This window comes from Flagellimonas oceani (genome assembly GCF_011068285.1).
GTDB classification, from domain to species: Bacteria; Bacteroidota; Bacteroidia; order Flavobacteriales; family Flavobacteriaceae; genus Flagellimonas; species Flagellimonas oceani.
Genome location: NZ_CP049616.1, coordinates 958,995 through 973,730, shown reverse-complemented (window position 1 = coordinate 973,730; position 14,736 = coordinate 958,995). Strand labels below are relative to the sequence as shown.

The window sequence follows — 14,736 nt, the reverse complement described above, 5'->3', positions numbered from 1 at the left end:
TTAGTTTAATCCCTTGATATGGGTGATGTCGGTCCTTATCTCCCAAAGACCGGGTTGAAAAATTTCAATCTCGATAAAATCCCTACCATAGTTCGCTTTCAACTTTATCGGAAAGGTGACATTGGTAAGCTCCACAAAGTCATTGTTGTTGATCTGGGTCTGATATCTCCCGGAATGGACTACAAAACTGAAGCCAGGGTAATCCTGCTGTTCCTGGTTCACCCTTACATAAAACCTTAAATTGTTGATGTCATCCTGCACTTTGTTTATGGTATAGCCGGAAACATTAGCGGACTTATCGATTTTCCGATAGGGTTTTTCAAACCGGCCAATATAGGCATCCTTTTTCCAGAATCCGGTCACTACACTATCCGGGGCAATGGTCAAGGTCCCTTCCCCTTCTTTTTCCCCTTTGTCAAACTGTCCTTCATAGACCTTTCCATCCTTCCAGGTATAGGTACCCTTACCATGGGGCAATCCTTTTCTAAATTCACCGCTATAGGTATCCTCTCCTTTTGCGATTCCTTCGCCGTCGGCCTTACCTCTTTTACAATCCCCCTCGTAGGAACCGCTAATGGATTTCATCAGTACTTTACACTCTTGCCCGTTCATAACGGTCAAGGTCATAAAGCACAATAGCATTACTATCTTGTTCATCATATTATATTTAATAATTAGGATTTTGTTCCACCACATTCTTGCCTGCTTCAATGGTGATATAATCTATGGGCAGGATATATTTGTCCGGGTCGGTGGCCGATGGCTTTACCGTGGACACATCAAAGCCGTCCACGAAGTGGTACCGTACCATATCAAACCAGTCTTCACCTATTTCAACCCCTAGTTCCATTCGTTTTTCAATGCGAACTGCTTCCAAAAACTGGGGCAAGCTGATGGTTGCCGGATAGGTTTCAAAGCCATCTCCTCCTGTAGTAGTGGCTCCCGCCCTTGCCCTAATTTCGTTAAGGGCGTTGAGTGCATCCGGTGTTACTGCATTTTGGGCACGAGCTTCCGCTTCCGCATAAATAAGATATACTTCGGCCATGCGCAGATGATAGATCATTTCATACCTGTTATTGGCCGGTTCAAAATTGAAGTTGGACTTTAAACTATCAAACCCAAAAAAGCCTTCCATGATCGTTCCGGATATCCGCCCCCCATCATGAACGATGGTCTGACCTCCTACTTCCGTCGTTCCGACCTCTGAAGCTATATATTGAGGCGATACGATATAAATGGTTCCGATAACGTTACCAATGCCCACACCTGCTACAGGATCTCCTTTGGTACCGAATACAATCTCGCTGCTATCAAAAAGCTCCGGGGTGGCATGGTTCAAGAAAATTTCACCATAGGTATCGGCCAATGCAAATTCTCCTGGCGAGGCATCCATGACGTCCCTGGCCAAAGTGGCAGCCTCGTCATAATTTCCCTGATACAATAACACCTTTGCCTTAAGCCCCATGGCATACGCGCGATTGGTATAACTCTTTGTTCTAATGTCGGGGGCATTGGCTATGGCATAATCCAGATCCTCCATAATCACCTCATATGTTTCACGCACCGTACTTCTAGGGAGCGCCTCCCCAGATCGGGAAGGTTCGGTCCTGATACTGATGCCATATTTGGAGTCCATATCATAGAACTGTCCCCAAAGACGCAACAAGTAGAAATTTGCGGTCGCTCGCAACATCCGTGTCTCCGCAAGGATTTCCTGTCTCCTGCCAGGAGTGGGAAACTTGTCATCGGTGAGTTCGCTCGCTTTCTCGATCAACCAATTGGCACGATTGATCACATCGTACATCCGGGTATAGGCCCCCAACCCTTGACTGGTATTGACCGCCAGTGGATTATTGTTGACATATCCCTGTACCTCATCGGTATTGATCAGGAAGGAGTTGACCAATGTCCCGCTCATCAGCGAGGGAATGGTATAGATTTCCGGAATGCCGCCTCCCCCACTTTGTTGGTGGAATCCTGCATAGACCCCAGCCAGGGCCAACTCTGCCGTGGACTCATCCACAATGGCCTTGTTCGCGTCCAGGGCATTGAGCGGCTCATAATCATCCAGATCTTCGGCCAATTGACAGGAGGACAGAAGTCCCACTATAAGAATAAATATATATTTGAATGTTTTCATCTTTCGGGTTTTTAATGGATTATAAACTTAGGTTGAATCCTATGGTAATGGTCCTTGCCTGTGGATAGGAGGCCCCGGTATCACGGGCCAATTGCACTGTGGCTCCTCCTTGTTGCGTTTCAACACTTTCTGGGTCAATGCCCGGATAGTCGCTGATGGTGAACAGGTTGTTCCCGGACAGGCTCAATCGCAGGTTATCGATGCCCGTGTTAGCCAACCACTCTTTTGGAAAGTTATAGGACAATGAAGCTGATCTCAACCTTATATAGTCGCCGGCCTTGACATTTTTACTTGTCGTGGTCGTATTGCCATGAGTGGCCGATTCCAGGCGGGCATATTCCGCATCTGTATTATCGGGCGTCCAAGTGTTGTAAATCTGTGTTGTGACATTGGATGTGGTGCTTATGGACGAAAACTCCGTGGCACCCCTGTACCAATTTCTCTTGTTGCCCTGTACAAAATTGAAATTGAAGGAAAAATCAAAGTTCTTGTAGCTCAAGGAATTGTTCCAGCCCCCGTAGTACTTTGGATTGATATCCCCTAATGGGGTAATGTCCTCCGGGGTGATCTCATTGTCACCATTGACATCCCTGAAGATATAATCCCCAGGCTGCACCAATCCACTGTAGTAAGTACCGCTGGGAGCCTCGCTGTTCAAGGCGTCTATTTCTTCCTGTGTCTGTGCAATGGACACCACATCATAACCCGTGATGACTCCAATGGGTTCACCTTCTAAAATACCGGTGCTGCCAAAGTTGGTGGTGGCCCCATTGTTCAGGGCATCCACATTGTTCTCGATAAAGGAAATGTTGAAGGATGAATTCCACCTAAAGTCCTTTGCCCGGATGATGTCCCCCCCCAGTTCGATTTCCCAACCTTTATTGGACACATCGGCAATATTGGCATTCCAACTGGAATAGCCCGTTTGGGATGGCACGGGCACAAAAAGGATAATACCACTGGTCTTCTTTTCAAAATACACCACTTGGGCATTCATGCGCCCATTGAACATGCCAAGTTCCAAACCAAGATCCAATTGATCGGTCTCCTCCCATCTGATGTCCAGATTGGGTACACCGTCCACAGCGATCCCATTGACGCCATCGTAATAGGAATCCGTACCGTTCAAGGACAAATAATTCACCAAATATGAAAAAGCGGGCAAATTATCCGAGCCTGTTCGGCCCAAACTTGCCCTAAGCTTCAACTGGCTCAACAGTTCACTGTTGCTCAGGAAGTTTTCATTGTGTACGTTCCAAGCCAGTGCGGCCGATGGAAAAAAGCCGTGCCTGCTGTTGGGCCCAAACTTGATCGACCCATCATACCTCCCTGTAAAAGTGGCCAGGTACCTATCCTTAAAATTGTAGTTGACCCTCCCGAATAGCGAGTTCAAGGCCGTTTGGGTGGCTTGGCTGGACACATCCAAGACCGTTTGTGCCGAATTGATGTCCGTTAGGATCTCATCATCCGGAAATCCCAAATAGCTCTGGGCATCCAAATTTAATCGGGAATGGTCCCAAGAGACCCCGGCAAGCGCATCAATGGTATGGTCATTCGCAATTGTCGTGTTGAAGTTTAAGGTGTTCGACCATGAGGTGCTCAACCCTTCCGAGTGCTGGACAAACAACAAAGCTCCATTTTCCAAGCCCCGTCTGGTATAGGAAGGATGAAATACATCACTCCGGTCATTGTTCAGGTTGATGCTCAATTGGGACCTGAACCGAAGACCGGTAAAGAGCTGATATTCCCCGTAGACCGTCCCCAATACGTTTTTGGCCACGGCCTTGCTTCTTACTTTGGCCTCATCCCCAAGTGGATTCAAACGCTGTAAGCCTGAAAAGTCTTGGAAAGAGTAGCCCCCATCGGCATTGAACACCGGTAGGTCCGGGCGATAAAATGCACCTTGTCCCAAGTTGCTCAATGCAGATTGTTTATTATCGGTATAATTGTAACTAATATGGCCGCCTACACGTAACCTATCCGTTAGGTCAGCGTCCAGACTTGATGAAAAGGTATATCGATTCAACTTGTTGCCCAACATGATGCCCTCTTGATCGCTCACATGCCCGGACATCAAGTAGTTGATTTTATCACTACCGCCAGAAATTCCGACACTATATTGGCGCCAGAGCGCATTGTTATTGGTCACTTCTTCCTGCCAATCTGTATCACCATTGCCAAAAACGATTTCGTCTTCCCTTCCTTGCTCAATAAGATACTCCCTGAATTCCCGTGCATTCAATACGTCATAGGTTCGGGTAGGGTTCTGCATGGTGGCGCTGTAAGAGAAATTAAATCTTGGGGCCTGGTTTCTATTGCCTCTTTTAGTGGTGATGAGTACCACCCCATTGGCCGCCCTGGAACCATAAATGGCCGCAGAGGAGGCATCCTTTAGCACATCCACCCGCTCGATATCCGCAGGATTAATGGACAACAATGGGTTTTGACGGTTGTCGCTGAGGGCCGTACTGCCCGCAACTCGGGGATTTATGATAATGGGCACCCCGTCCACAACATATAAAGGTTGGTTGTCCCCGACCAACTGGCTAAGTCCCCTTACATGGACTATGGCACCACTGCCCGGTGCCCCGGACTGTGCGGAGACGTGAACCCCGGACATTTTTCCAATAAGAGCCTGATCGATGGTCTGGGAATTTATCTGTACGATCTCCTTGGCTTTCATGGTGGCCACTGATCCCGTCAGGTCTTTACGCTTGGTGGAACCGTATCCCACAACAACAACTTCTTCAAGGGTACTGACATTTTCTTTTAATTCAATGGCGTACACATTCTTATTACCAGTGATTTGTTCGGAGTACATGATGTAGCCTATCCCAGTCGCCACCAGATAGTGGCCGGGCTTAGCTTTCAAGGAAAATTTCCCGTCCATATCCGTTGCGGTCGCCTCTACCAAACTTTGCCTGTCAAGTCTTTCCCCAATCGGTTTTTAACTAGATATATAAACGGTCATACCGGGCAGGGGGATGCCATTGACATCCTTGACCTGTCCTGTTACGAGAACGTCTTCCTGTGGACTTGAAACCCAGTTCTCACTAATAACAATGGTGTTGTCATCTGACATCTTAATGATGAAATTTCCCGAAGAAAGACTGTGTTTCAAGAGTTTTTCAGCCTTTATCAATCCCTTTTTGACACTGACTTTTGGATATCCTTCGAATAAATCGGATTTATAGATAAAGTTGTAATCGGTCTGTTGTTTGATGACCTCAAATACCTCATCAATGGTCATTGTCGCATCCGAAGTAATCTTTATCGTTGCGTTCTGTGAAAAAATGGTTCCCGAAGTAAGGCTGAAAACTGAAGAACAAAATAAAAATAAAAAGGTCTTCATAATTGCGTCTAGCATGCGCTTCCATGTTGGGAAAGCGACCCTGCTCAAATTAATTTCCATAAATTTGTAGTGTTAGTTATTCATTTAATTAATGTAGGGGAACAATGAGGGCTGTTTGGTGAGATATTCGACCCTCGGTTCCCTTTTTCTTGGTTATTTAAAAATCACGGTTTTCTTATTTATTTCATACTTCATATTGGTGGTTGTTTTAATGGATTCCAGTATCACTTCGATATGTTGGTTTTTTCGCAACACCCCGGTAAAAGAGCTGTTTTTTAGGGCAGGGTCGCCAAAGACCACATCGATATCGTACCATCTTGCCAGAACTTTCATGATTTCCCCAAGGGGCATATCGTTAAAACTGAAAATCCCCTTTTTCCATGAGGTAGCGGAATAGACATCCACTTCCTTGACCTCGATTTTATTGGAGCCAGGAAGCACAATGGATTGCTGCTTGGGCCTCAACATGCTACTTTCCTTGCCAACATTGACCTGCACCTTGCCTTCCACCAAGGTTGTCTGTATGGTTTCCTCATCGCCATAGGCCTTAATGTTGAACTGGGTGCCCAACACCGTAACCTCTTGGGTTTCTGTGGCAACCTTGAATGGTGCACCGTCGTTTTCCGTACTGGGAGATACCTCAAAATAGGCTTCCCCATAGAGCAGCTCCACTACCCGTGTCCCCCCTTTGGCAAAGGCAACGGGATATTTCAACTGTGATTCCGAGTTCAACCAAACCTGGGTACCATCGGATAGGGCCACTGAAAACTGCCCTCCCCGGGGAACGGTCAAATAATTGAATTCGGGAGGGACCGTTTCCTCTGAATACGTTGGTTGGTATACGATTTCCTGACCATTGGAAGTAGCATTCCCCAACGTCTGGGAACTTCCCTTCTCCAAGGCTATTTCGGTACCATCGGTCAGTGTCAAAATGGCTTTGTCCGTTCCTATTTTCAGTTCAGACCGTACCACTTCAGTTTGCGATTCGGGATGCAAGGGAGCTTGCACGTCTTTCCTGAACAAAAACGTTGAAACCACAATCCCTGCAAAAACGGCAGCAGCGGCATACCTCCATATGCGGTACTTAGTCTTTCTTTCCAGTTTTCTTTCAATAGTACGCCAAGCCTTGTCCTGTTTGATCGTTCCTACATCCTTGTCGTGCATGACCTTCACCTTTTCAAAATAGGCCGCATGTTTTGGTGACTCATTGAACCATTGATCAAAGACCGTTGCCTCCTCAGGGGTCAATGTACCGTTCAACTTTTTTATGATGAGTTTGAATTCCATTTCTAAATCTTGCTACTAAATGGTTGACTTCAGGTTAACGTAAACTTAACCCTTTGTTGATATGGCACATTTTATCTTAAATGGGTGACAAAAATTTGGAAATAATTTGAAGCTTTTATTAAAAAATGATTTTTTCTGCTGTGAAGTGCGGGTTTTCCTAAAAATAGGTCAGCAAAAAAACAATAAACGCAATTGCTTCGTTTATCTTGGCCTTTGCCCTTTTGAGCTGTGTTTTGACCGAGTTGATGGAAATCCCCATTTCCTCGGCTATATCAGCATACTTGTAATCTTCAAAGAATTTCAACTGGAATATTCGCTTCATATTATCGGGAAATTCTTCCACCACATCCATCACCTGCTGGTAGACTTTTTGCTTTTCTTGGGGTTCGTGACCTTCCATTTCATAATCGGAGGTCAGGTTGGCGTTCAAATCGATCAAATTAAGGTCATCCTCGATCTTTATGTCCCTTAATCGATTATAGCATTTATTTCGTACAGAAGCATATAAATACGACTTTATGGAAGTATGTATATTCAATTCATGGGAATTTTCCCAGAGTTGGATAAAGACGTCTTGGACCAGGTCCTCACTGGCTTGGAGATTATAGAGAAAATTGTGCGCATAAACCACCAACTCCCTATAAAATAGATTAAAGACTTTTTTATAGGTAGCTTTGTCCCTGATATCAGTAATGGGTGTGCCCTTATCCAAATACGTATGGTATATGGAAAACAAACCTAATAAAACAATTTCAAATCAACGGTAATTTGTATTGACAACCCTTAGAAGCAAAACTTTATAGTAATGGATCATATTGGAAACGCCCGATAGTTGATACCACCAAAAGCGGAAAACCATAAGATCAACAGTGTTTTGATGTTACTTAATTAAGCTAATTCGGGGTGGGATGATCATTAAAAAATGTCGAACACCTATTGTACTGTATTGTTAACATAAGCATTTTCCGGTAATGGAATCCGGGACTCTTCCAAAATGCCATTTGTAATTGCGTACCCATTTATCGTTAAAGGTCTCGGTTTTTTTTCTTGATATAAGGTTCCCCTAAGTAGGTAAACAGTTTTGTTGTTTTTTATCCGGGATTCAATTTCATGGTAAATCAAAGATTCGCCGTACAAGGAAGAGGCAATTACTTTGTTGTTGAATTTATATAGCGCTATATTTTTGATATTGTTTCCCAAAAAGCCCATTTTGGTCCGCCAGGAGAAAACCCCTATGTTTTTGTCTTTGGAAAAGGTGAAAGTTATTTGTAAGTCCTCATTGTATGCCTTTAAGAGCTCGTCGAACTGTTTGGGAGAGCGTATATTTTCAATAAGTCCTCGCATTTTTTCATTGAGCGTAACAATTTCATCCAATTTTTTACTGTTAGAAGTGTCTATTTGGTTTAATTGAAGCAGTAGGTCATCCAATTCTGCGAGCGTATCCGCACCGTTAAACTTTTTTTCTGGTGTATTGGAGGGGTTGCAACTCACAAAGAGCATCAGAAATAGCAACTTCAATGGAACTGTTTCACTCATATTTAATCTCATAGCAATGTATTTTTTCTTAAAGTGGGGGGCATTTAAATCAATGCTTATGGCCATAATCAACCAATGACCATATAAATTGAAAAATAGCCCTTTCCTCTATAGATTCAGAAAAAATTATGGGTTGGGTGCTTTATCAAATATTTAACAGGGTACTCATTCCAACTTTTTTGGATTGAATCTCATCGTACCATTGTTATGGATGATAAATAATTGAAAAAAGTTTAAAAAAGAGGCATAGTATATCACTGGTCAAGCATCATAGTATCCAAACTCTCCATAGAACCGAGGCATGATGCCATCGAAAAAACTTAAAAATAAAAGTTAACTTCAGCAGTGGAACAAATTGAACTTGTGCATTTGATTGACAACTACTCACTTTCATCCGCCACATGTGATGCATTGACCTCCCTATCTGGAAATCCCGCCATCAATCGTTAGGCAAATTCCAGAAACATACCGTGCTTCATCGGAAGCCAAGTATAGGTATCCGTAGGCAATATCCATGGGTTGGGCAACGGTCTTTAACGGAATGCTTTCGATAATGGCATCCAGCTGCTTTTCTGGAATCTTCTCTACCATTTCGGTCATTGTCAGGCCCGGCGCCACGGCATTTGCCGTGATTCCATACTTGCCCAATTCCAAGGTCCAGGTCTTCGACATGGCGATGATACCGGCTTTGGTGGCCGCATAATTGGTCTGTCCAAAATTGCCTCGTAGCCCAACATTGGATGCCGCACTCACGATCCTGCCCCATTTATTTTCTTTCATATAGGGGACTACGGCTTGCGTACAATTAAAGACCCCTTTTAGATTGACGTCCATGACCATTTCCCATTCTTCTTGGGTCATCTTTTCCAAAGTTCGGTCCCGTGTGATCCCTGCGTTATTAATAAGGATGTCAATACGTCCATATGCGGCAAAGACCCTTTCACATAATTGGTTCACTGCATTTTTGTCCGTAACGGAAAGCAAGTAATATTCGGCTCTACCCCCATGGGACCGGATATCCTCAGCAATCACTTTACCCTCTTCCAGAACATCCAAAATAACCACTATGGCACCATGGGCAGCAAAGAGTTCGGAAATGGCTTTTCCTATACCTCGTGCACCACCGGTCACCAAAGCCACTTTATCTTTTAACCTTTTTTCCATCATTTTTATTTTTTTAAAAATAACCCTTTCAATTCATCTAGTTTAAAAATAACCTTGATTTTTAAGGCAAATGACTATCTTTAGTAACGGTCCTAGGGAGAAGGATTACGTTCGCAGAGAAAACCTTACGGACACGCTTCCTAAATGCAATCAATAAAGCAACTCGACATACCCATACGGTTTTGAAAACAGACGATTCGATTTTCACCCCAAAATACCGGGCTTATACCCTGTTTGTACTAACTGCTGTGTATGTATTCAGTTTCATCGACCGTCAAATCTTGGTTATCCTTCAAGAATCCATAAAAGAAGAACTATCACTTTCCGACACCCAATTGGGATTGATGTCCGGATTCTCCTTCGCTTTGTTCTATGTATCCTTCGGTTTGCCCATAGCACGACTTGCGGACAAGGGAAACCGTAGGAACATCATTGCGCTGTCCCTTTTGATATGGAGTGCCATGACCGCGCTATCCGGTCGGGCAAGCAACTTTGTGCACCTGCTTCTGGCCCGCTTCGGTGTGGGTATTGGTGAAGCGGGGTGCAGCCCCCCAGCACATTCCATTATTTCAGACTTATATCCACGTGAAAAAAGAGGTACGGCCATGGCCATTTATTCAATGGGAATATCCATAGGGATTCTTGTTGGCTTTCTGGGCGGTGGCTGGATCAATGAATATTTTGGTTGGCGAACTGCATTTTTGGCCATAGGGTTACCTGGAATTTTGCTTGCGCTGTTGCTACGATTTACTGTCAAAGAACCACCAAGGGGACTTTCTGATAACAAGGAAATCAAGGAGGATAGTCCTGACATTGGGACGGTCGTCAAAATGCTTTGGAACAGTACTGCCTTTAGATACCTTGCCCTAGGGGCCAGCTTATCCACGTATACCTTGTACACGCTCAATTCTTGGCTTCCCCCTTTCTTGAACAGGATTCATCATATGGGAAGTGGTGAGATAGGCACCTGGCTGTCCCTGCTTTTTGGAATTGGCGGTGGTCTTGGTTATTTTTTTGGAGGGTATCTGTCCGATAGACTGGGGAGAAACAATGAAAAGTGGTATATGATTCTTCCCGCCATCGGCATTTTGTCCGCTATACCTTTTACAGCGCTTACCTTGTTCAGTAATCAGTCATGGCTTGCACTAGTTTCTTTTGCCCTTCCCGTGTTCTCCATTTCCATGTATCTGGCTCCATGTATTGCCATGACCCATAGCATTGTTGGCGTACGGATGCGGGCCTTTGCCTCTGCCGTCCTTTTTTTTATCATCAACATCATTGGACTTGGATGTGGCCCTCTGATAACGGGGGTGCTCAGCGATTTATGGCACCCTTCCATGGGAGATGAATCCTTGCGTTGGGCCTTGAGCACTTGTCTTATTGCCCATCTTTTGGCTGCCTTTTTCTATCTTAAGGCTTCACGCGCCCTAAAAAATTAAGACCATATAATACATATCCAGTTCCAACTACATGGGGGCACTATCAAAATGCTGACGATCCAACCAATCCACGAGCTCATTCCAGCAGGAAGGTGGAAAAGTGGCATGTAGGGCATTCTCGATGACCCAAAATTCCTTGTTATCACCGGGTATACCATTGTACAGTTCCCGAACGGCATCCACAGTGAACAATTCATCCCGATCTCCAACACCTACCAATACCGGCATCGGAGGCTCATCCTGAAAAACCAGTTCGCTCTGATCATCCAACATGGTGGCAAAGCGTAATGTATACACATAGTTAAAAAGAGGATCTTCCCGTTTTTCCATTCCATCACGCTCATAAGCGATGACGGCCGTACTGGGTCGAATAACAGAATTCGTAATTATGGTAAGTTTTTCGAACCAATTGAACTCCCTTGGTGGCAACTTACCCTCATATGCTCCCGAAAGCAGTACCAGTCCATCCAATTGATCAGGTGCAAGTTTGGCCAAGAAGATGGCAGAAGCAACCCCAAAACTATGCCCAATCACAATGATTTTAGAATACCCCAGTTCTTTAATAAACTGCACGGTTTCAAGGTAGTCGGCCTTGGACCGCTCCTTACCGGGGCTATCCCCCCGGGGGCCTCCGGAGAGACCATGTCCTCGATAATCCAATCCAAATGTGGTGTAACCTGCATTGGATATAGGTTTGGCCATAAAATCATAGGCCTTGCTATGCGCTGTAATCCCATGTAAAATGAGTACGGCAACACCTTTTTTGGTCAAACTGTCCACTGGGTCCCACCTTCGGACAAATAGCGTTTCGCCGTCACTGGTTTCAAGCAAGTGATAGGGCTGTTCCACTTCCTGTCGTAAAAGTGCAAGGTCCAGGTCCGGATTTTTGGGAACCGGTGTAAGCAAGGTAATGGCAACCACAGTCAATACCAAAGCCAGAATGACGATCAATACCCATTTCAAAATCTTTTTTACTATCATTTTACATGTATTTTACCTATGGATCACAAGGAAGGTTTTGCTTGTTTAAAGCCATATGAACACACAACTTCCCTTTCCCTAATATAGTCAGTTTTATTCAAGTAAAAAGGTTTATCCCTAATCCTTGTTTGCCAAAAATGGATCAATGGAGATTCCTATTTGAAAAAATCCAGTGGGCCTTTGCTCATTCTTATATATAAAATCCCCTGTAGGCTCTCCCTTTTCGGTCAAACGATTGCCGATAAAATGCAGAACACCCGCCTTAAAGGTACTGATCAGGTAATCATTGAAACGGTGTTCATAGGTTATGCCCGACCTTATTTCCAATTGGCCATATTCATAAACATTGGCATAATCAGGGTGATCCATGTTGACATAAAATCCAGTCGAGCCAAAAGTACTCCCCACGGATAAACGGTCATTTTCACCAATATACCTTCGCAACAATAAACGTTGGGGCAAAATAAAATCAAGCTCCCATGCTGGATTCCTAAAGTGATAATTATAGGAAAAGGCGGGAAAAAAAGGAATTTGGGAGGTGGGATCAACAAATACAACTGCCCCTAAAGTCATGGTGACGCGCTTGGTTTGTTTGAGTACAAACGATAGTCCCAGCATACCTTTCATCCGTTCCAATCCATTTTCATTCCCATCGATGAGCAGATTTGCATTATAGATGACCGGCCTATTAAAAAGACAACCATAAAACATCGACCTGAGCGTAGTTGAAAAATAATGAAATTTGATACCGCCATTTTGATCGGCATCCTCCACCCCCTCAACGACCATGTTATCCAATTCGAATGCCGTGTACCGATAGTTGAATGATCCCATGAGATACCAACGTTGTGAGGCATAGAAAGGAAGATTGGCCGTGGCCTGAAAATTTTGTTGGAACCTGACCTCACCCTCCTGAAAATGCTCCCCAAACAATTCGGATTCAAATTGCCTGTCCAAGCTTTGTCCATATTCAAAATTCAATAGTCGTGTACCGGGAAACTTTTCTTTGATACGCTTTTCGGTCTTCGCCAATAAAGAATCAGGGCCATAACGTTCCTTTGATTTCTCTTGGCCAAAGACCCACCTTGGATTGACCGTCAAACAAATCATTGTCAAAAAAAAATATCTGCACATAATCAAAACTCTTTTGCGCTATAGGCGACTACTGCCCAACCCAGTGTATAGGACCAAACTTTTCGTCCAGGGTTGATAAATCGCGAACATTTGCGCCCATTGGATGGGAAAAATCCAAATTGGTTGTTTTGAAATTGGGTTGATTTCCTCGGCGGGCATTTCCACAAAAAGTCACCATTAAACGGTTTTTGGTCATATATTACTGACCATAAAGCACATAAGAAATTTTAAAAAAATAGGGATGTTATAAAAAAGTATGGTAGCAATGATTTCTAAAAAAACCTAAGAAAAATGTAGGAACCCTCAACAAGGTGCACCTCACTGACCGGGAGAAATCATTCCCAAGGGTTCTGTGTCCAGTCCGGATGGTATTGCATTACTTGTATCGGGATTTGCAGGGTGTATTTTGGGCTGTTTTTGGGCAAGGTAGCAATCACATTGCCCTCGGCATCGTAACGATAAACGGTCTCCATACGGTTTTCCTTATCCAACCTTCGCATATCAAACCATCGCATTCCCTGAAAGGGGAGTTCCAATTCCCTTTCCCTCAGGGCCCATTCAAGGACCGTATCTTGATCGGTCGATTGCAAAGGCTCATAGTTTTCGGGAGCAAAGCGATTGATACGTATTTCATTGAGCTGTTTTAATGCTTCGTCCAGATCATTGTTTCGAGCGGCTGCTTCGGCAATGATCAATTTCATCTCCTGAACGGATGTGCCCAGATTGATGAGGGCCAAGGTTGGAACCATGATAGCTGGGTAATATTGGGTTGCCCCACGTTCCGTATAAGTTCCATTGTCTTGGTTCACGAAAAGTAGACTGAATCTCAAGTCATTCGGATCGAACTTGTTTACATAGTCCAATGAGCATATAAAACCGGCACTTTCCGTGAATCTGGCATAAATGGCATCAGGTCTCATAATGAACAAGGGCAAATCAGGAAATGGACCATTATAATCGATCATGGCGGCATTTCCCTCGTCAATGGCAAGCCGAGCGTTTTCTTGGGCCTCGGTATAAAAACCAGCATAGAAATACAATCTGGCCAAGACACTATGGGCGGAAGCCACAGAACCACGATACCTATTTGTACTGTTATCCGAAGGCAAGTCGGGCAATGCGGCCTCAATATCAGCGATAATATGATCAAAAATCTCTTGAACGGATGACCGCTGGGGAACGGGGTCAGAAATATCATTGGATTCCACAAATGGGACGGCTAAATCGTTTCTGGCGCTTTCGGCATCATACATCGGGGCATACTCGTTCATTAGGTAAAAATACTCCAAAGCCCTTCCCAAAAGCGCCTCAGCTTTCAACATGTTCTTTTCTGCTGGGCTGCCGGTCGCCCCATCGACTCCATTAATGACGGTATTGAAGCCGTTTATGCGGTTATAATGGTCTTCCCAAATAACTGCTTTTGCCGGTATATCAATAGCATATTGATTCGCCCAGATATATACCAGGTCGTATATCTGGGTAGGGGGCATCGCTATGGACGGGTTATCGATAAAATCGTTTAATTGGTTCAATTCAGAGGGGCCTTCCATCAATGCGACATCATTTAACCAGTTATGGTAATCCCTTGTTGTGTTCAATAATACATACCCTTTTGGTTCCACATCAAGGTAATCCCCACATGAGCAGAATGCCATGAGCAATACGAAACATATACGGGCGGTGAAATATCTGGGTTCCATTGA

General features: G+C 44.3%; 12 protein-coding genes. 1 reads left to right on the top strand and 11 read right to left on the bottom strand.

All coding sequences use genetic code 11. The annotated features are described in order from the left end of the window. The 8 genes from GVT53_RS04590 to fabG all read right to left on the bottom strand — a co-directional run bounded on the left by GVT53_RS04590 (window position 1) and on the right by fabG (window position 9,482). Window positions 1-660: an MORN repeat-containing protein gene (locus GVT53_RS04590; protein WP_205791890.1), complete on the bottom strand. Its 660-nt coding sequence runs from the start codon at window positions 658-660 to the stop codon at window positions 1-3. A gap of 7 nt (window positions 661-667) precedes the next feature. Further along, window positions 668-2,140: a RagB/SusD family nutrient uptake outer membrane protein gene (locus GVT53_RS04585; RefSeq protein WP_166247638.1), complete on the bottom strand. Its 1,473-nt coding sequence runs from the start codon at window positions 2,138-2,140 to the stop codon at window positions 668-670. Between the two features lie 19 nt (window positions 2,141-2,159). Further along, complete coding sequence (locus GVT53_RS04580; protein ID WP_166247637.1) at window positions 2,160-5,054, bottom strand: SusC/RagA family TonB-linked outer membrane protein; 2,895 nt, start codon at window positions 5,052-5,054, stop codon at window positions 2,160-2,162. Window positions 5,055-5,087: 33 nt separating this feature from the next. After that, entirely contained in the window at window positions 5,088-5,552 is a 465-nt protein-coding gene (locus tag GVT53_RS04575; protein WP_166247636.1) for a hypothetical protein, read from the bottom strand. A gap of 93 nt (window positions 5,553-5,645) precedes the next feature. Further along, a complete protein-coding gene (locus GVT53_RS04570) occupies window positions 5,646-6,779 on the bottom strand; it encodes a FecR family protein (protein WP_166247635.1) in 1,134 nt (377 codons plus the stop codon). 157 nt (window positions 6,780-6,936) lie between these two features. Then, window positions 6,937-7,515, bottom strand: coding sequence for an RNA polymerase sigma factor (locus GVT53_RS04565; protein WP_166247634.1), 579 nt, complete (start codon window positions 7,513-7,515; stop codon window positions 6,937-6,939). 197 nt (window positions 7,516-7,712) lie between these two features. Continuing rightward, the gene (locus tag GVT53_RS04560) at window positions 7,713-8,327 is read right to left on the bottom strand and encodes a hypothetical protein (protein ID WP_166247633.1); all 615 of its coding nucleotides are present in this window, start codon (window positions 8,325-8,327) and stop codon (window positions 7,713-7,715) included. 408 nt (window positions 8,328-8,735) lie between these two features. Beyond that, on the bottom strand, window positions 8,736-9,482 hold the full coding sequence (gene fabG, locus GVT53_RS04555; RefSeq protein WP_240905143.1) for a 3-oxoacyl-ACP reductase FabG: 747 nt from the start codon (window positions 9,480-9,482) through the stop codon (window positions 8,736-8,738). Between the two features lie 179 nt (window positions 9,483-9,661). Here fabG and GVT53_RS04550 point away from each other — a divergent pair, with 179 nt between their 5' ends. After that, a complete protein-coding gene (locus GVT53_RS04550) occupies window positions 9,662-10,918 on the top strand; it encodes a spinster family MFS transporter (RefSeq protein WP_205791888.1) in 1,257 nt (418 codons plus the stop codon). Window positions 10,919-10,945: 27 nt separating this feature from the next. Here GVT53_RS04550 and GVT53_RS04545 read toward each other — a convergent pair whose 3' ends face one another. From GVT53_RS04545 to GVT53_RS04535, 3 genes are all read right to left on the bottom strand, one after another. After that, window positions 10,946-11,899 carry an alpha/beta hydrolase gene (locus GVT53_RS04545; RefSeq protein WP_166247632.1) on the bottom strand — a complete coding sequence of 318 codons (954 nt, stop codon included), beginning with the start codon at window positions 11,897-11,899 and terminating at the stop codon, window positions 10,946-10,948. 117 nt (window positions 11,900-12,016) lie between these two features. Next, window positions 12,017-13,033, bottom strand: a complete 1,017-nt coding sequence (locus GVT53_RS04540; protein WP_166247631.1) for a hypothetical protein — start codon at window positions 13,031-13,033, stop codon at window positions 12,017-12,019. Between the two features lie 335 nt (window positions 13,034-13,368). Continuing rightward, window positions 13,369-14,733: a RagB/SusD family nutrient uptake outer membrane protein gene (locus GVT53_RS04535; RefSeq protein WP_166247630.1), complete on the bottom strand. Its 1,365-nt coding sequence runs from the start codon at window positions 14,731-14,733 to the stop codon at window positions 13,369-13,371. Between the last annotated feature and the right edge of the window lie 3 nt (window positions 14,734-14,736).